The organism is Comamonas sp. (genome assembly GCF_009360615.1).
Classification (GTDB): Bacteria; Pseudomonadota; Gammaproteobacteria; order Burkholderiales; family Burkholderiaceae_C; genus Comamonas.
Genome location: NZ_SPEY01000034.1, coordinates 1 through 17,004 on the forward strand (window position 1 = coordinate 1; position 17,004 = coordinate 17,004).

The 17,004-nt window shown below is 64.2% G+C and carries 15 protein-coding genes; 12 read left to right on the plus strand and 3 right to left on the minus strand.

From position 1 onward, the window contains the following. The 7 genes from ahpF to E2583_RS11460 form a co-directional block, all read left to right on the plus strand. A partial coding sequence (gene ahpF, locus E2583_RS11430) for an alkyl hydroperoxide reductase subunit F (RefSeq protein WP_291595862.1) occupies positions 1 to 1,226 on the plus strand: 1,226 nt, incomplete at its 5' end. A 376-nt stretch (positions 1,227 to 1,602) separates the two neighbouring features. Continuing rightward, entirely contained in the window at positions 1,603 to 3,855 is a 2,253-nt protein-coding gene (locus E2583_RS11435; protein ID WP_291595864.1) for a TonB-dependent hemoglobin/transferrin/lactoferrin family receptor, read from the plus strand. A 71-nt stretch (positions 3,856 to 3,926) separates the two neighbouring features. Beyond that, a complete protein-coding gene (locus E2583_RS11440) occupies positions 3,927 to 4,316 on the plus strand; it encodes a hypothetical protein (RefSeq protein WP_291595866.1) in 390 nt (129 codons plus the stop codon). Continuing rightward, on the plus strand, positions 4,313 to 5,425 hold the full coding sequence (locus tag E2583_RS11445; protein ID WP_291595868.1) for a ChuX/HutX family heme-like substrate-binding protein: 1,113 nt from the start codon (positions 4,313 to 4,315) through the stop codon (positions 5,423 to 5,425). The genes E2583_RS11440 and E2583_RS11445 overlap by 4 nt, the downstream gene beginning before the upstream one ends. Beyond that, positions 5,422 to 6,312 carry a hemin ABC transporter substrate-binding protein gene (locus E2583_RS11450; RefSeq protein WP_291595869.1) on the plus strand — a complete coding sequence of 297 codons (891 nt, stop codon included), beginning with the start codon at positions 5,422 to 5,424 and terminating at the stop codon, positions 6,310 to 6,312. The genes E2583_RS11445 and E2583_RS11450 overlap by 4 nt, the downstream gene beginning before the upstream one ends. Next, on the plus strand, positions 6,312 to 7,436 hold the full coding sequence (locus E2583_RS11455) for an iron ABC transporter permease (protein ID WP_291595870.1): 1,125 nt from the start codon (positions 6,312 to 6,314) through the stop codon (positions 7,434 to 7,436). The genes E2583_RS11450 and E2583_RS11455 overlap by 1 nt, the downstream gene beginning before the upstream one ends. Further along, on the plus strand, positions 7,433 to 8,287 hold the full coding sequence (locus tag E2583_RS11460; RefSeq protein WP_291595872.1) for a heme ABC transporter ATP-binding protein: 855 nt from the start codon (positions 7,433 to 7,435) through the stop codon (positions 8,285 to 8,287). The genes E2583_RS11455 and E2583_RS11460 overlap by 4 nt, the downstream gene beginning before the upstream one ends. 58 nt (positions 8,288 to 8,345) lie before the next feature. Here E2583_RS11460 and E2583_RS11465 read toward each other — a convergent pair whose 3' ends face one another. Further along, complete coding sequence (locus E2583_RS11465; RefSeq protein ID WP_291595874.1) at positions 8,346 to 8,618, minus strand: DUF2798 domain-containing protein; 273 nt, start codon at positions 8,616 to 8,618, stop codon at positions 8,346 to 8,348. 189 nt (positions 8,619 to 8,807) lie between these two features. Between E2583_RS11465 and E2583_RS11470 the strand changes: the two genes are divergently transcribed. Next, positions 8,808 to 9,737: a LysR family transcriptional regulator gene (locus E2583_RS11470; protein WP_291595876.1), complete on the plus strand. Its 930-nt coding sequence runs from the start codon at positions 8,808 to 8,810 to the stop codon at positions 9,735 to 9,737. A gap of 152 nt (positions 9,738 to 9,889) precedes the next feature. Here E2583_RS11470 and E2583_RS11475 read toward each other — a convergent pair whose 3' ends face one another. Continuing rightward, on the minus strand, positions 9,890 to 10,711 hold the full coding sequence (locus E2583_RS11475; protein WP_291595877.1) for a pyruvate, water dikinase regulatory protein: 822 nt from the start codon (positions 10,709 to 10,711) through the stop codon (positions 9,890 to 9,892). Between the two features lie 250 nt (positions 10,712 to 10,961). Here E2583_RS11475 and ppsA point away from each other — a divergent pair, with 250 nt between their 5' ends. The 4 genes from ppsA to E2583_RS11495 all read left to right on the plus strand — a co-directional run bounded on the left by ppsA (position 10,962) and on the right by E2583_RS11495 (position 16,471). Next, positions 10,962 to 13,352, plus strand: coding sequence for a phosphoenolpyruvate synthase (ppsA, locus tag E2583_RS11480; RefSeq protein ID WP_291595879.1), 2,391 nt, complete (start codon positions 10,962 to 10,964; stop codon positions 13,350 to 13,352). A 35-nt stretch (positions 13,353 to 13,387) separates the two neighbouring features. Then, on the plus strand, positions 13,388 to 13,738 hold the full coding sequence (locus E2583_RS11485) for a DUF4212 domain-containing protein (RefSeq protein ID WP_291595881.1): 351 nt from the start codon (positions 13,388 to 13,390) through the stop codon (positions 13,736 to 13,738). After that, a complete protein-coding gene (locus tag E2583_RS11490) occupies positions 13,731 to 15,827 on the plus strand; it encodes a VC_2705 family sodium/solute symporter (RefSeq protein WP_291595883.1) in 2,097 nt (698 codons plus the stop codon). The genes E2583_RS11485 and E2583_RS11490 overlap by 8 nt, the downstream gene beginning before the upstream one ends. A 167-nt stretch (positions 15,828 to 15,994) precedes the next feature. Beyond that, a complete protein-coding gene (locus E2583_RS11495) occupies positions 15,995 to 16,471 on the plus strand; it encodes a hypothetical protein (protein WP_291595885.1) in 477 nt (158 codons plus the stop codon). A 75-nt stretch (positions 16,472 to 16,546) separates the two neighbouring features. Here E2583_RS11495 and E2583_RS11500 read toward each other — a convergent pair whose 3' ends face one another. Then, positions 16,547 to 16,900 (minus strand): FKBP-type peptidyl-prolyl cis-trans isomerase, encoded by a 354-nt coding sequence (locus tag E2583_RS11500; RefSeq protein ID WP_291595887.1) that lies wholly within the window; start codon positions 16,898 to 16,900, stop codon positions 16,547 to 16,549. Positions 16,901 to 17,004 lie beyond the last annotated feature (104 nt).

A 17,004-nucleotide genomic window follows, 5' to 3' on the forward strand; every position in this document is an offset into this window, starting at 1 on the left:
AGATCAAGGCGCTCGATGGCGACTTCAACTTCGAGGTCTACATGAGCCTGAGCTGCCACAACTGCCCCGATGTGGTTCAGGCACTGTCGCTGATGGCCATTCTCAATCCCAAGGTCAAGACCACGGTGATCGAGGGCGGCGCCTTCCAGAAGGAAGTGACCGAGCGCGAAATCATGGCCGTGCCCATGGTGTTCATGAACGGCAGCGTGTTCGGCTCCGGCCGCATGAGCATCGAGGAAATCGTGGCCAAGCTGGACACCGGTGCCGCCTCGCGTGACGCCGCCAAGCTGTCGGCCAAGGAAGTCTTCGACGTGCTGATCATCGGCGGCGGCCCAGCCGGCGCTGCAGCCGCTGTGTACGCCGCTCGCAAGGGCATTCGTACTGGCGTGGCGGCCGAGCGCTTTGGCGGCCAGGTCAACGACACGCTGGCGATCGAGAACTACATCTCCGTGCTGGAGACCGACGGACCCAAGTTCGCTGCGGCCCTGGAAGCCCACACCCGTGCCTATGACGTGGACATCATGAACCTGCAGCGCGCCGAGAAGCTGATTCCCGCTGCACAGCCTGGCGGACTGGTGGAAGTGCAACTGGCCAATGGCGGCTCGCTCAAGGCCAAGACCGTGATCCTGTCCACCGGTGCGCGCTGGCGCAATGTGAACGTGCCCGGCGAAGCCGAGTACAAGAACAAGGGCGTGGCCTACTGCCCGCACTGCGACGGTCCGCTGTTCAAGGGCAAGCGCGTCTCGGTGATCGGCGGCGGCAACTCCGGCATCGAGGCTGCGATTGACCTGGCGGGCCTGGTGGCCCATGTAACGGTGGTGGAGTTCGCCGATCAGCTCAAGGCCGATGCCGTGCTGGTCAAGAAGCTGCACAGCCTGCCCAATGTGACCGTCATCACCAACGCCCAGACCACCGAGATCACCGGTGCCAACGGCAAAGTCAATGGCCTGAGCTACAAGGACCGTACCAGCGGTGCCGAACACCATGTGGAGCTCGAAGGTGTGTTCGTGCAGATCGGCCTGGTGCCGAACACCGAGTGGCTCAAGGGGACGGTGGAGCTGAGCAAGTTCGGCGAAATCATCGTGGATGCCAAGGGGCAGACCAATCTGCCCGGCGTGTTCGCCGCCGGTGACTGCACCACCGTGCCTTACAAGCAGATCGTGATTGCGGCCGGCGCCGGTGCCACGGCAGCCCTGTCGGCCTTCGATCATCTGATCCGCAACTGAACGGCCTTCATCGCGTGCAGCGCATGCGGTCGTAGCGATCAAGGAGGACTGCCTGGGCAGTCCTCTTTGCGTTTGAGCCATCGCGAAGAGGGGGCATGGCCGTGGGGGGAGCGTCAGGGACTTTGGCGTTTATCGCATGGGGTTGGGAACATCACGGCCCGTGAAGACAGGCCCGCCTAGCGCCAGAGTGCGATTCCCCGAATGTAACAAAGTCATTTGCGGTTGAGAATTATTCGCATATACTGGAGGCCATTCAGCCAGCCAATGCCGTGCCAGCGACAGGCCGCGAAGCCTCTGACGCTTCGACCTGTGGCCATTGACGTATCGATCAGAAGCCAGCTCTTGTCCATTTCTATGAATAAAGAGGGTTTCTGGTATGGCTTACGCCAACGCTTCGCACGCCCGCGCCTCGCTGGCGCCACGCTCCGATCTCCGTCCGCTGGCGCTGGCCTGCGCACTGGCCTGCACCGCTCTCTCGGCCCAGGCCCGGCAGCCATCCTCCGAATCCGTCCAGGTCGCAGCGGCGCGGGCCGACCGCAGCACGCCTGTGCTGCGCGATGTGGTCATCAGTGCCTCGCGCGACGAGCAGGACGCCGACAGCCTGCCCATGACGGTGGACGTCATCGATGCCAGGCAGATGGAGGAGGAGCAGATCGGCGACATCCGCGAACTGGCCAGCAAGCTGCCCAATGTGACCGTGCCGCGCAGTCCTGCGCGTTTCACGCTGGCAAGCGGCTCCACGGGGCGTGACCAGAACAGCGGCTTCAATATCCGCGGCCTCGAAGGCAATCGCGTGCTGATGCTGGCCGATGGCGTGCGCCTGCCGCGCAGCTATGCCTTCAGCGCCAATGCCTTTGGCCGTGACTATCTGGATCTGGGTCTGGTGCAGCGCGTGGAAATCCTGCGCGGTGCCGTGCCCGCGCTCTATGGCTCGGACGGCATGGGCGGCCTGGTCAATTTCATCACCGTGCAGCCCGACGATCTGCTCAAGGACGGCAAGACCATTGGCGGTCGCGTCTCGGCCAGTTATGACGGCTCGGACAACGGCAAGCGCGTGGGCGCGACGCTGGCGGGCCGTGCCAGCCCCGAATGGAGCTGGCTGCTGTCGGCCGGTGTGGGCCGTGCCAGCGCGCTGGAAAACAGGGGCAGCAATAACACCGTGGGTGCTCTGCGCACCACGCCCAACCCCGAAACGGACAAGAGCCATTCTTTGCTGGGCAAGCTGGTCTACACACCATCGGCGGTGCAAAAACATGTGTTCGTCCTGGAGGGCGTGGACAAGCGAGCCGACTACGACCTGCTGTCGGCACGCAGCGCCACGGTGACGGATTCCAAGTCGAATACCTCGATGAAGCGCTGGCGTGCTACCTGGCAGGGACAGTGGCAGCAGCTGGATACGGCACTGGCCGACGAGCTCAAGCTGATGGCCAGCTATCAAAGCACGAGTTCGCGTGAGTTCGTGACCGAAACCCGCACCCCGCCCTTGGCCTATCGCGAGCGCGATGTGACCTATGACGAGGACGCGCTGCAGCTGCATGCCCAGGCTGGCAAGACGCTGCGCTGGAGCAATGGCCTCAGCGGCAAGTTCAGCTATGGCGTCGACTATCTGCGCGGCAAGGTGGTCAACGAGCAGAACGGCATCACGCCTCCGGCAGGCGAGAGCTTTCCGCTCAAGCGCTTCCCCGACACCACGGAAACCTCGACCGCGCTGTTTGCGCAGGCCGAGCTGCACTATGGTGCTTTGAGCCTGACGCCCGGATTGCGGGCCGAGCACTACAGCATCAAGCCCAAGCAGCAAGGGTTTGGCGGCACAGCGGTCAGCAATTCGGACTCTGCCGTCTCCCCCAAGCTGGGCGCCATGTTCCAGGTGAACGATGCCTGGTCGGTCTACGGCAACTATGCCGCCGGTTTCAGAGCGCCGAATGCCGGGCAGATCAATGCTTTCTTCGAGAACCCGTTCATGTTCTACAAGAGCATTCCCAACCCCGATCTCAAGGCGGAAAAAAGCCATACCTTCGAGCTGGGCCTGCGTGGCCGCATGAATGCGCTGCGCCTTGATGCTGCTGTCTTCACGGGCCGCTACAAGGACTTCATCCAGGATCAGGTGCTGGTTTCCGGCAACTATGGTGACCGCAACAATCCGGCCACCTTCCAGTCCGTCAACCTGAATCGCGTGCATATCAGCGGCTTCGAGCTCAAGGCCGACTACGACTGGGGCAAGTTTGCCGGTGGCGACTGGCGCACCAATGCCGCCTATGGCTACACCAAGGGCACGGACAAGAGCACCGACCTGCCCGTGGACACCATCTCGCCGCAGCAACTGGTGCTGGGCGTGCGCTACGACCGCTCGAATGTGGGCGTGCAGTTCAGCGCCTCGCACTGGGCCGGCAAAAAGGCCGGGGATGCAGCGGCCAATGCCTGGCTCAGCCCCAGCGCCACGGTGCTGGATCTGAGCGCTCAATGGCGCATCCGTCCCGGCACCCGCCTGAACGTGGGCGTCTACAACCTGACCGACAAGAAGTACTGGCGCTGGTCCGATGTGCGCAGCCTGACCAACACCACGCAGATTGCCGATGCCTATAGCCAGGCCGGCCGCTATGTGCGTGTGTCCCTGGTTCAGGACTTCTGATTTTGTAGCTGAAAGCGCTTGCTTGGTAAGCGCTTGAGATCTGTTTGACTCAAAAACTGCGGGAGTGTGCCATGTCTGTTTATGAGAACACCGCCAATGCCCAGAGTGCCTCTGGCAGCCGCGATGAGGAATATCTACTGACCGAGGGCGAAGCCCAGCTGGCCACGGTGCTGGCGTTGATGACCGGTTTCAGCCAGGGCTGCTGTGCGGTGCATCGTGCGCCCATGGCCCAGCGCGTGGCGGACCAGCTGATGCGCATGACCGAAGGCCTGGACGGCAGCGAGCGCTCCGACGATATGCGTCACTTTCTGCTGCGACTGGGACAGCGCTGGGCCACCGTGGCCCGGGTGTTGGCCCAGTCCGAATCTGGCACCGAAGGCCAGAATTCGGCCCTCCGTTCCGACGACGAGTTTTCCAACCCACAACCGCACTGGCATCACAGCCCGGAGACCCTGCAATGAACGCCATCACCTCCCCCGAAATCCAGACCATGACCGCAGTGCAGATTCGCGAGCAATTTGCCCAGAAACGCCTGCAAGGCCTGCGCGCCAAGGATGCCGCCGAAGCCCTGCAGCTGAGCGAAGGCGCGGTGATTGCCGCACATGGCGGCGAGCATGAACGCGCGCTGCAGGCGCTGCCGCTGCGCGCCGAATGGCTGGACATCCTCAAGGCCCTGGAGGCCTGCGGCCCGGTGATGGCGTTGACGCGCAACGAATCCACCGTGCATGAAAAAGACGGCATCTACCAGAACCTCTCGGCCCAGGGGCCGGTCGGTCTGGCGCTGAGCCGGGAAATCGATCTGCGCCTGTTCTTCATGCACTGGCATGCCGGCTTTGCCGTGACCGAGGAGTCCGCCAATGGTGGCCGTCCTGCCATGCGCAGCCTGCAGTTCTATGACGCGGCCGGTCGTGCCGTGCACAAGGTGTTTGCGCGCGAGGCCACGGACATGGCGGCCTGGAATGCGCTGGTCGAGTGCTTTGCCGAGCCGTCGGCAGGCTATGTGTTCCGCGAACCTGCAGCCAAGCCAGCGATCAAGGCCGACGCCGAGATCGACGTGCCCGCGCTGACCCAGGCTTGGACCGAGATGAAGGACACGCATGAGTTCTTCGAGATGCTGCGCAGGTTCGGTGCCGAGCGCCAGCAGGCCTTCCGTCTGGTGCCCCAGTACTGTGAGCGCCTGAGCACCGACGCGGTGGCACAGCTGTTGGGCGATGCGGCGGTGGATGGCGTCTCCATCATGGTGTTTGTGGGCAGCAGCGGCTGCATCCAGATCCACACCGGCCCCGTGAGCCATATCCAGCCCATGGACGGCAAGGACGGCGTGCGCTGGATCAATGTGCTGGACAAGGGCTTCAACCTGCATCTGCGCACCGATCTGATCGCCAATGTCTGGATGGTGCGCAAACCCACCAGCGATGGCGTGGTGACTTCGGTCGAGGCCTTTGATGCCGAAGGCAACAACATGGCCATGTTCTTCGGCGAGCGCAAGCCCGGTCAGCCCGAGCTGCAGGGCTGGCGCGATCTGGTGGCCGGCCTGCAGCGCAAGGCGGCAGTGGCGGAGGCTGCATGAGCACGGCCCGCATTTCCCGGCGCCAGGGTCTGCAATGGCTGGGTGCGAGCGTGGCGGGCACGGCCCTGCCGGGGCTGGCGCAGGCCGCCTCTGCAGCTGCCGCACCCGGAGCGAAACGCCTGGTATCGCTCAGCGGGGCATTGACCGAGGTGGTCTATCTGCTCAATGCCCAGAGCCTGCTGGTGGGCACCGACACTACCAGCCTGTTTCCCGAAGCGGCGCAAAAAACCGCCAAGGTCGGCTATGTGCGCCAGCTCTCGGCCGAAGGCCTGCTCTCGCTCAAACCCGATGCGGTGGTCGCAACCAGCGAGGCCGGCCCGCCCGTGGTGATCGATCAGATCCGACAGGCTGGCGTTCGCGTATCCATGGTGCCGGCCAGGCACGACTGGGCCGAGGTCCAGGAAAAGGTCAGGGTCGTGGGCCGCGAAACCGGCCGCCTGGCCGAGGCCGACCAGCTGCTGGCCCAGCTCGAAGCGCAGTGGAGCCGTGTCCGGGCCCAGGTGGCCAAGGCCCAGCGCAAGCCGCGCGTGCTGTTTGTGCTCTCGCACAGCGGCAGTCCGCAAGTGGCGGGCAAGGGCACGGCAGCCCATGCGCTGATCCAGTACGCGGGCTGCGTCAATGCCATCGACCAGTTCGACGGCTACAAGCCCCTGACCGCAGAAGCCATGGCCAGCGCCGCGCCCGAAGTCATCATCAACACCACGCAGGGTATCGAGGCTCTGGGCGGCGAGGCCGCCTTCTGGAAGCGGCCCGAGCTGGCCCTGACGCCAGCCTTTGCCAAGAAGGCGCTGGTGACGCTGGAAGCCAGCCACCTGCTGGGCTTCGGGCCACGCCTGCCCAGTGCCGTACAGGCTTTGCATGTGCGCGCCCTGCAGTGGGTGGCCTGATGAGCGGACTGTCTGGTGTCATGGCGGCCAAGCCGGTGTCGGGCGTGCCCGCAGCTGCATCGCGCTGGCGCACGCCGGCCGGGCGGCTCAGCCGCAGTGCCACGCTGCTGCTAGGCCTGGCGCTGGTGCTGCTGGCCATGGTCTGGGGTGCGGCCAGCGGTGCCTATGCGATTGCGCCTTCGCAGTTGCCCGGCATTGCCTGGGATGGAATTCGCGGCCTTTGGGGTGGTGATGTGCAAACCGGGCCCGAACATCTGGTCTTTCTCAATATCCGCCTGCCGCGCCTGCTCATGGGCGTCGCGGCCGGCGCCGGACTGGGGCTGGCCGGCGCGTTGATGCAGGGGTTGTTTCGCAATCCGCTGGCCGACCCCGGCCTGATCGGCGTGAGCAGCGGCGCGGCCCTGGCCGCCGGCATCACCATCGTGCTGGGCGGCCTGTATCTGCCCTGGCTGCCGCGTCATCTGGGCAGCTGGGCCCTGGTGGCCATGGCTTTTGGCGGTGGTCTGGCCGTGACCGCTGTGGTCTATGTGCTGGGTCAGGTCCAGGGCACGACCCGCATCGGCCTGATGCTGCTGGCCGGCATTGCCATCAACGCGCTCGCCGGTGCCGGGCTGGGCTTTCTGAGTTTTGTGTCCACGGACGAGCAGCTGCGCAATCTGCAGATGTGGCTGCTGGGCAGCCTGGGCGCCTCCCGCTGGAGCGCGGTGGCCCTGGTGTCTGCGGCCGTGGTCGTCAGCGCGGCGGCGGCGCTGGCGCTGGCCAGGCCGCTGAATGCGATTGCCCTGGGCGAAGCCCAGGCCAATCTGCTGGGCGTGGCCGTCGAGAAAACCAAGCGCCGCGCCGTGATGGTGGCTGCGCTGGCCGTGGGCGCCGTGACCGCGACCACCGGCATCATCGGCTTCATCGGTCTGGTCGCGCCGCACTGGGTGCGGCTGATGGCCGGTCCCGATCATCGCGTGGTGCTGCCGGGATCGGCCCTGCTGGGGGCAGCGCTGGTGGTCAGCGCCGATGCGGTGGCGCGCACCATCGTCAAGCCGGCCGAGCTGCCGCTGGGCGTGCTCACCGCGTTTATCGGCGTGCCGCTGTTTCTGGCCATGCTGCGCCAGTTCAGGAGCAAGGTATGAGTGCGTACCAAGGGCTGTCCAGCCTCGAATGCCGCCATCTGGGCGTCGGCGTAGCCAAGGGGCCGCGCCTGGCGACGGTGGATGTGCGGATTCCGGCCGGGCGCTTTACCGCCATCCTCGGCCCCAATGGCGCCGGCAAGTCCACGCTGATGTCCATGCTGGTGGGCGAGCGCGCGCCGCAGTCGGGCCAGGTTCTGCTCGACGGGCGGGCGCTGTCCGCGCATGCGATGGAGGGGCTGGCACGTCGTCGCTCCGTCATGCCCCAGGATTGCAGCGTGGCCTTTGACTTCACGGCCCAGGAGGTGGTGGAGCTGGGACGTTATCCGCATCGTCATCAGCCCGGCACCGGGGAGGCGCAGATTCCGGCGCAGGCCATGGCGTTGACCGGGGTCGATCATTTGGCGCAGCGCAGCATCAACACGCTGTCGGGCGGTGAGAGGGCGCGCACTCATCTGGCCAGGGCGCTGGCGCAGATCTGGCCAGATGGCGGGATGCCCGACGACGGCGCAGCCCCCTGGCTGCTTCTGGACGAGCCCACCGCCGCTCTGGATCTGGCCCATCAGCACCATGTCATGCGCCTGCTGCGCCAGTGGGCGGGGCAGCAGGGCGCAGGCGTGGTCGCAGTGATTCACGATCTGAACCTGGCCTTGCGCTATGCCGACGATGTGCTGGTGCTGGGCGGTGATGCCGGAGTGCACCACGGCGCGGTGCGGGATGTGCTTCAGCCTGCGCTGGTGCGCCAGGTCTGGGGCATGCTCTGCGATCCGGTGCGCAGCAGCGACGGTGCGTTGCAATATATTTTTGTAGCGGATACCGCTTTGTCCGTCCGAAATTTCAATAGATTGAATTGAAATCTGATTTCAGACATGCTCAGGCTGCTTCATATTCAGTAGCGTATGCCCCGCCTGTTCAATGCGTATGCACCGTCAACGCAACCAGTTTGAGCACCAGCGGCCGCACCATCATCACGCAGAAGAACGCCACCGGCATGGCCAGCGCATAGGCGCTGAACACGCGCCGCACATAGCCGCTGTCAAAGCCGGTATTGGCCGCCACGATGGTGCAGCACATCAGGAAAGCCATGATGCCGGCCATGAAAAATGCGAAGACGAACGGCGTGTAGCGCCGGTGCAGCTTGAACGTCGAAAGTCTGGATGGGGAAGAGCTGGTGGAGGAATTCATGAAAATGATGTCGGAAATGCATTCCGCGTTGGCGCGGCGGGAGCAGGGGCTGTCAGCGGTTCGGGCCGAATGCGTGGATGGAAAACAGGGCTGAACTGTAAGTACCACAAGCGGTCTGCGGTAGAGGTCCGGGACTTGTTGCACTCATAAGCAGAACTTTCGAATGCAATTGGGGATACATTCGCACGCATGCCGAATCTGCGAGCCATAGAAACCTTTGTCAAAGCGCTGGAGGGCGGCTCCATCGCCTCGGCCGCGCGCCAGCTGGGCATTTCGCCCGCTGCCGCCAGCCAGAACATTGCGCGGCTGGAGCGCGAGCTGGGCACGCGCCTGATCACGCGCACCACACGCTCCATGGCCTTGACCGAGGCCGGCGAGCGCTATCTGGCGCGCGTCGCTCCGGTGCTCGACGAGCTTGAAAAAGCCCAGTCCGATCTCTCGCTGATTCATGGAGAGCTGCAAGGCCGCTTGCGCATTGCCTGCATGGCCGCCTTCGGCCGTCATGTGCTGGCCCCGCTGCTGCCGGCTTTTGCCGCCCTGCATCCGCGACTGGAGCTGGAGCTGCTGATCACGGACCGGCATGTGGACGTGCTCAAGGAAGACGTGGACATCAGCGTGCGCTACCGCGATGTGCTGGAGCCCGGCATGTCGGTGCGGCTGCTGGCCTCGGCGCCGCGCATTCTCTGCGCCTCGCCCCAGTATCTGCAGCAGCACGGCCGACCGCAGACGGCGCAGGATCTGCTCGAGCATGCCTGCTTGCTGTACCGGCGAGAGCGCGACGGCAGGATCATGCGCTGGCCTTTTCTGCGCGATGGCCAGCGCACCGATCCGCCGCAGAAGATTGCGGCCATCGGCAGCGACATCGATGCCCTGGTCGAGTTTGCCGCGGCGGGCGGCGGCATTGCCTGGGCCGGCAGCTTCATCGTCCATGAGGAGCTGCGCAGAGGGCGGCTGGTGCCGCTGACACTCAAGCCCGCGCGCAAGGGCCAGCTGCAGTTCGAGGATGCTCCGCTGGACTTCTTCGCGTGCTTCAAGGATCGCCAGTATGTACCGGTCAAGGTCCGTGCACTGGTGGACTATCTGCTGCAGGTGCTGCCGCAGCAGCCCGTCCTGCGTTGAGCGAGGACACTGCGTGGCGCCTGCATTACCCGTAGTTCTTGACGCAGGCGCGGGCTAAAGGCGCGGGCTAAGTAAGGGCGGCCGAGCAAGAGCCGCCTCGCAGCGAGGGCTGCGTCCCCTTGGGGAAGCGGCGAAGCCGCTCAGGGGGAGGCCTAATGTCCCAGATGCTGCGGCAGCACCTCCTGCAGGATGGTGGTGGCAATCTCTTCGATCGACTTGGTGGTGCTGGACAGCCACTCGATCCCGCTTCTGCGCATCATGGCCTCGGCCTCGGCCACCTCGTAGCGGCAGTTCTGCAGGCTGGCGTACTTGGAGTCCGGGCGGCGCTCGCTGCGGATGGCGGAAAGGCGGGCCGGGTCGATCGTCAGGCCGAACAGCTTGGCGCGGAAGGGAGCCAGCGCAGGCGGCAGCTGCTTGCGGTCGAAATCTTCGGGGATCAGCGGGTAGTTGGCGACCTTGAGGCCGAACTGCATGGCCAGATACAGGCTGGTGGGCGTCTTGCCCGAGCGGCTCACGCCCACGAGGATCACGTCGGCGCCTGTCAGATCGGTGTTGGTCTGACCGTCATCATGGGCCAGCGTGTAGTTGATGGCTTCCATGCGCTCCAGATATTCCTTGCTCTCGCTGATGTCTGCGAAGCGGCCCACTCGGTGCAGCGACTTCTGGCCCAGTTCCACTTCCAGAGGACGGACAAAGGTGCCGAACATGTCGAACAGCTTGCCCTTGCAGTTGGCTTCGAGGAATTCCAGCATTTCCTGGCTCACCAGCGTGGTGAAGATGATGGGCTTGCGCTTCTCCACCTCGGCCACATGGTTGATCTGGCGCACGGCCTGGTGCACCTTGTCCATGGAGTCCACAAAGGGCACGCGAATGATGCGCGGCTTGCTCTCGAACTGGGCCATGATGGCCGTGCCAAAAGTCTCTGCCGTGATGCCTGTGCCGTCGGAAATGACAAAAATCGTATGGGTATGCATGGTGCGCGCTGTTATTCGGTGGGACTTGTGCAGGCAATGCCATGTCCCGGACTCTGAATCTGGTTTGAGCCACGCGGGGCGTGCCGGCTCGGCCTACAATGTCGCCCATTATTCCCAAATTCAAGCCCATGCTCGTTGACGGTCAACATCCAGAACAGCAAAGCACTGCACTCCTGCAGCATGGGTTCGCGTGCCCTGGCCATTCAGCCCAGCGCCGCCTGCGTACCGGTTTTTAACTTTGGAGCTCCCCATGTCTCAACTGTTCGAAGCGACCGCGCTGGTCGTTCCGTTTGAAAAACTGAGAATGTCTGATGTCGAGTCCGTAGGCGGCAAGAACGCCTCGCTCGGCGAAATGATCTCGCAGCTGCCCCAGGGCGTGCGCGTGCCGACCGGCTTTGCCACCACGGCCCATGCGTTCCGGGAGTTCCTGGCCTTTGAAGGCCTGGCCGACAAGATCTCTGCCAAGCTGGCGGCCCTGGATGTGGATGATGTCCGTGCTCTGGCTGCGGTGGGTGCGGAAATTCGCGCCATGGTGGAAAACCAGCCTTTCCCGGCCGATCTGGAACAGGCCATCCGCGAGGAGTTCGCCCGTCTGCAAGGCGGCAATGCCGAGGCATCGTTTGCCGTGCGCTCTTCCGCCACGGCAGAAGACCTGCCCGATGCATCGTTTGCCGGCCAGCAGGAAACCTTCCTGAACGTGGTGGGCATCGAAGACGTTCTGCACAAGATGAAGGAAGTGTTCGCGTCGCTGTACAACGACCGTGCCATCTCCTACCGCGTCCACAAGGGCTTCGAGCACGATGTGGTGGCTCTGTCCGCCGGCGTGCAGCGCATGGTGCGCTCGGACAAGGGCGCTGCCGGTGTGATGTTCACCATCGACACCGAATCCGGCTTCGAGGAAGTGGTCTTCATCACCTCCAGCTACGGCCTGGGCGAGACCGTGGTGCAGGGGGCCGTGAACCCCGACGAGTTCTATGTCCACAAGCCCATGCTCAAGGCGGGCAACAAGGCGCTGATCCGCCGCAACCTGGGCTCCAAGCTGATCCAGATGATCTTTGCCACGCCCGAGGAAAAGGCAGCCGACGGCAAGCTGGTCAAGACCGTGGATGTGGCGCACGAGCTGCGCAACCGCTATTCGCTGACCGACGATGAAGTGCAGCAGCTGGCGCATTACGCCCTGGTGATCGAGCAGCATTACGGCCGCCCCATGGACATCGAGTGGGGCAAGGATGGCACCGACGGCCAGCTCTACATCCTGCAGGCGCGCCCCGAAACCGTGAAGAGCCAGGCCAAGGGCCAGGCCGAGCTGCGCTACAAGCTCAAGGGCACGGGCACCGTGCTGGCCGAAGGCCGCGCCATCGGCCAGAAGATCGGTACCGGCCCCGTGCGCCTGGTGTCCGACATCTCGCAGATGGATCAGGTCCAGGCCGGCGATGTGCTGGTGACCGACATGACCGACCCCAACTGGGAGCCTGTCATGAAGAAGGCTTCGGCCATCGTCACCAACCGTGGTGGCCGTACCTGCCACGCGGCCATCATTGCGCGTGAACTGGGCATCCCCGCCGTCGTGGGATGCGGCAACGCGACCGACCTGCTCAAGGCCGAAACCCTGGTGACCGTGTCCTGCGCCGAAGGCGATACCGGCAAGATCTATGACGGCCTGCTGGAAACCGAAGTGACCGAGGTCAAGCGTGGCGAGATGCCCAGCATCCCCACCAAGATCATGATGAACGTGGGCAATCCCCAGCTGGCTTTCGACTTTGCCCAGCTGCCCAACGAGGGGGTGGGCCTGGCCCGCCTCGAATTCATCATCAACAACAACATCGGCGTGCACCCCAAGGCCATCCTGGACTACCCCGCCGTCGACGCCGATCTGAAGAAGGCGGTCGAGTCGGTGGCCCGCGGCCATGCGTCGCCCCGTGCCTTCTACGTGGACAAGGTGACCGAAGGCGTGGCGACGATTGCTGCTGCTTTCTGGCCCAAGCCCGTGATCGTGCGCATGTCGGACTTCAAGTCCAACGAATACCGCAAGCTGATCGGCGGCAGCCGCTACGAACCCGAGGAAGAGAACCCGATGCTGGGCTTCCGCGGTGCTGCGCGTTACATCTCAGCCGAGTTCGGCGAAGCCTTCAAGATGGAGTGCGAAGCCCTGCGCCGCGTTCGTGAGGATATGGGATTGACCAACGTCAAGATCATGATCCCCTTCGTGCGCACCCTGGGCCAGGCCAAGCGCGTGACCGAGCTGCTGGCCGAAAACGGCCTCAAGCGTGGCGAAAACGGCCTGCAGCTGATCATGATGTGCGAAGTGCCCTCCAATGCCGTGCTGGCTGAGGAGTTCCTCGAATACTTCGACGGCTTCTCGGTAGGCTCCAACGACCTGACCCAGCTGACCCTGGGCCTGGACCGCGACTCCGGGCTGGAGCTGCTGGCCGCCGACTTCGACGAGCGCGACCCTGCCGTCAAGAAGCTGCTGGCCCATGCCATCAAGGCCTGCCGCGATCAGAACAAGTACGTGGGCATCTGCGGCCAGGGCCCTTCGGATCACCCCGACTTTGCCAAGTGGCTGGCCGACGAAGGCATCTCCTCCATCTCCCTGAATCCTGACAGCGTGGTCTCCACCTGGCAGAAGCTGGCTGAATAAGCCTGTACATCGCCGTGCAGACGCATCACGCGCCTATGCATGACGATGCTGCGTCGGATGCCCAGCGACAGGCATTCGACGCTTGCGGCAATCCGGTGGAGGTCACTTTTCCGCCGGATCTGCACGATACGCACCACCTGAGACTCAAGGCATTGCTGCTGAGCGTCTGGGTGGTGTCTTCGTTTGGCACCTGCTACTTTGCGCGCGACATCCAGGCGCTGATGCCGGATTGGCCCGTGGCCTACTGGATGGCCGCCCAAGGGGCGGTCCTGATGTTCCTGCTGGTCATCGTGGTCTATTGTGTGGCCATGGATCATTTCGAACGCCAACAGGCGCGTGACGCGGCCCGCGAAGCCGCTCTCGGTGCCGCCGACCCTCATGCCTGAGCGGCCCGTTCTGAGTCGCGCCTATCATTGGCGGCTGCATCGCATTCTGTTTCTCTATGTGCTGGGAACGGCGGGCTTTCTGCTGACCATGCTCTGGGCCGAGGAGCGCGGACTGTCGCGACACTGGATCGGGCCTATCTTCCTGTTCTCCACGGTGATGGTGTACGCGGCCATCGGTGTGTATTCGCGCACCAGTGATGCCGAGGAATATTTCGTCGCCGGCCGGCGCATCCCGCCGTTCTACAACGGCATGGCGGCTGCTGCGGACTGGATGAGTGCAGCCTCGTTCATCAGCCTCTCCGGGGCACTGTATCTCCAGGGCTTTTCGGGAACCGGCAGCCAGCCTGGCGGGCTGGCCTATGTCCTGGGGTGGACCGGCGGCTTTTGCCTGGTCGGCATGCTGATTGCCCCCTATCTGCGGGCCATGAACCTCTATACCGTGCCGGATTTCTTCCAGGCGCGCTATGGCGGACGCTGGCCGCGCATCATTGCGGCGCTGGCAGCCATTACCTGTTCCTTCACCTATGTGGTGGCGCAGATCTATGGCGTGGGCCTGATTGCCGCGCGCCTGACGGGGGTGCAGTTCGAGATCGGCATCATGCTGGGCCTGGGCGGCGTGTTGTTGTGCTCCTTCCTGGGCGGCATGCGGGCCATCACCTGGACCCAGGTGGCGCAATATGTGGTCATCCTGCTGGCCTTCATGCTGCCGGTGTCCTGGCTGGCCTACAAACAGCTGGGCAACCCCTGGGCGCAGCTGGCCTACAGCCAGCAACTGGGCAAGATCGGTGCCATGGAGCAGCAACTGCTGTCCTCCGAGGCCGAGCAGTCTGTGCTGGAGGCCTACCGCACGCGTGCCCAGGTGCTGCAGGCCAAGCTGCGCGATGTGCCCCATGTGCTGGCGGCAGAGCGCCAGGCACTGAGCGAGCATATCCGCGAGCTGCGCACCAGCAGCGGCAATATCGGTGCCATCATGGCCGCCAGTCGGGAACTTGCCGCCATGCCCAAGGACGAGGCGGCGGCGCGCGAACTCTGGAGCCGCGAGCTGCACGAGGCCTACGAGCGGGCCAAGCCGCTGGGGGGCATGCCGCTGCAAAGCCAGCCTTTCGCGGGGGATCCTCAGGGGTCCCCGGCAGAGCGCAAGGCCTACGAGGAAAGCCGACGCAATTTTCTGGCACTGATGTTCTGCCTGATGGTCGGCACGGCCGGGCTGCCCCACCTGCTCACACGCTACTTCACCGTTCCCTCGGTGTCTGCCGCACGGACCTCGGTGGCCTGGTCGCTGTTCTTCATCGGGCTGCTGTATCTTGGCGCGCCAGCCCTGGCCGTGCTGGTCAAGTACGAGGTCATGAGCAATCTGGTGGGCACGCATTTCGATGCCTTGCCCAACTGGATCGCGCAGTGGTCCAGAGTCGATAGCTCGTTGCTGGACGTCGAAGACATCAATGGCGACGGCATTTTGCAGTTTGGCGAAATCCGCATGGGGGCCGACCTCATCATGCTGGCCACGCCGGAGCTGGGCGGCATGCCTTATGTGCTGTCGGGACTGGTGGCCGCAGGGGGGTTGGCGGCGGCACTGTCCACCGCCGATGGCCTGCTGCTGACGATCAGCAATGCCCTGGTGCGCGATCTCTATTTTCAGGAGCGCCAGCGTGTGGATATGCGCAAGCGGCGCGTCTCACCCGAGCAGCGTGTGATCCTCTCCAAGTTTGCATTGCTGCTGGTGGCACTGTCGGCGGCCTTTGTGGCTGCGAGGCGCTCTTCCGACATTCTTCCCATGGTTTCTGCCTCGTTCTCGCTGGCCGGTTCGGCATTTGTGCCGGCCATGGTGCTGGGCATCTTCTGGCGCGGGACCACGCGCCGTGGTGCGGTGGCCGGCATGTTGCTGGGCCTGGCCGTGACGGTGTACTACATGGTCTCTCACGTGCCGGGACTGCAGGGGGCATTGCCCCCGGTGCTGCGTGGCGAGGCACTCTGGTGGGGTATTCAGCCCATCTCCGCCGGCGTGTTTGGCGTGCCGGCAGGCCTGGTCACCACCTTGCTGGTCAGCTGGTGGGAGCAGCGGCGGGCAAGCGTTCCCAGAAGACACTGAGGGGGGTGCCGTCGCTGCCCTTGCCGGTAGCGCCTCGGACCTCCTCCCGCGAACGCTCACCGTGATCCGGCCTGCTCCGATTTGCAGGAAAACCCGCTTTTCAGCGACTGTCACAGCTGACACTCTGCAGGACTAAAAGCAACTCAATGTACACAGGGGCGGGGGCGATGAACCTAGTCAAAACACCCGAAGGCCAGCAGGCTTTCAAGGAACGTCATGCCGATCTGAGCCAGCGGCTGCGTTCGGCCTTTTTGCTGTTTGACGGCCATCGCAGCCTGGTGCAGGTGCTGGAGGCTACCTCGGCGCTGGGGGTGGTCAAGGACGATATTCTGGCCCTGGTCGACAGAGGCTGGCTGGCCACGAGGGAGTCTTCCGCCGCAGCGTCGGCCTCGAAGAGCGGCTCCCCCTCTCTGGCCCCTGCCGAGCTCGGGCTAGACGTCGGCCAGAAGCGCTACCAGAAGGCCTACCCCATGGCCGTGTCCATCACGGGTGCATTGGGGCTCAAGGGCTTCAGGCTGAATCTGGCCGTGGAGGCCGCCATGGGCTATGAACAGCTGGTGGAGCTGGCGCCGCGCATACGCGATGCGGCGGGTGAAAAAGCCTATATGCCGCTGCACAGAGCGCTGTTCGAGGCCGATGCGTAGGCTGCCGATGCAGGGCATTTCCCAAAGAAAAAGCGGCCTCGCAGGGCCGCTTTTTTAGTGGACGGAGCCTGGGGCTCAGACCGCCAGCAATTCCACATCGAACTTCAGCGTGGCGTTGGGGGGGATCACGCCGCCGGCGCCACGTGCGCCATAGCCCAGGGCGGCGGGGATCAGCAACGTGCGCTGACCGCCGACCTTCATGCCTTGCACGCCTTCATCCCAGCCCTTGATGACCATGCCGGAGCCCAGGGGGAAGACGAAAGGATCGTTGCGGTCCTTGCTGGAGTCGAACTTGGCGCCTTGGACGCCGTTGTTGTAGAGCCAGCCGGTGTAGTGCACGGTCACGTTCTGACCGGCCTTGGCTTCGGCGCCCTCGCCGACGACGGTGTCTTCGTATTGCAGGCCGGAAGCAGTAGTGTTGAATGCCATGGTGTATTTCCTTTCAGCGCAGGGCAGAAAAAGGCGATGAAAAAAGGGGCCGGCCAAGCTCGCTTGGGGCCCTTGGATGATAGCTGTCTGGCCGCCTGCCTCCG

Coding starts and splice junctions, on each gene's coding strand:
- E2583_RS11465 (WP_291595874.1), bottom strand. CDS start 8,618: ATGAATTCCTCCACCAGCTCTTCCCCATCCAGACTTTCGACGTTCAAG.
- ppsA (WP_291595879.1), top strand. CDS start 10,962: ATGTCTCAACTGTTCGAAGCGACCGCGCTGGTCGTTCCGTTTGAAAAA.
- E2583_RS11445 (WP_291595868.1), top strand. CDS start 4,313: ATGAACGCCATCACCTCCCCCGAAATCCAGACCATGACCGCAGTGCAG.
- E2583_RS11460 (WP_291595872.1), top strand. CDS start 7,433: ATGAGTGCGTACCAAGGGCTGTCCAGCCTCGAATGCCGCCATCTGGGC.
- E2583_RS11490 (WP_291595883.1), top strand. CDS start 13,731: ATGCCTGAGCGGCCCGTTCTGAGTCGCGCCTATCATTGGCGGCTGCAT.
- E2583_RS11435 (WP_291595864.1), top strand. CDS start 1,603: ATGGCTTACGCCAACGCTTCGCACGCCCGCGCCTCGCTGGCGCCACGC.
- E2583_RS11440 (WP_291595866.1), top strand. CDS start 3,927: ATGTCTGTTTATGAGAACACCGCCAATGCCCAGAGTGCCTCTGGCAGC.
- E2583_RS11450 (WP_291595869.1), top strand. CDS start 5,422: ATGAGCACGGCCCGCATTTCCCGGCGCCAGGGTCTGCAATGGCTGGGT.
- E2583_RS11495 (WP_291595885.1), top strand. CDS start 15,995: ATGAACCTAGTCAAAACACCCGAAGGCCAGCAGGCTTTCAAGGAACGT.
- E2583_RS11475 (WP_291595877.1), bottom strand. CDS start 10,711: ATGCATACCCATACGATTTTTGTCATTTCCGACGGCACAGGCATCACG.
- E2583_RS11455 (WP_291595870.1), top strand. CDS start 6,312: ATGAGCGGACTGTCTGGTGTCATGGCGGCCAAGCCGGTGTCGGGCGTG.
- E2583_RS11485 (WP_291595881.1), top strand. CDS start 13,388: ATGCATGACGATGCTGCGTCGGATGCCCAGCGACAGGCATTCGACGCT.
- E2583_RS11470 (WP_291595876.1), top strand. CDS start 8,808: ATGCCGAATCTGCGAGCCATAGAAACCTTTGTCAAAGCGCTGGAGGGC.
- E2583_RS11500 (WP_291595887.1), bottom strand. CDS start 16,900: ATGGCATTCAACACTACTGCTTCCGGCCTGCAATACGAAGACACCGTC.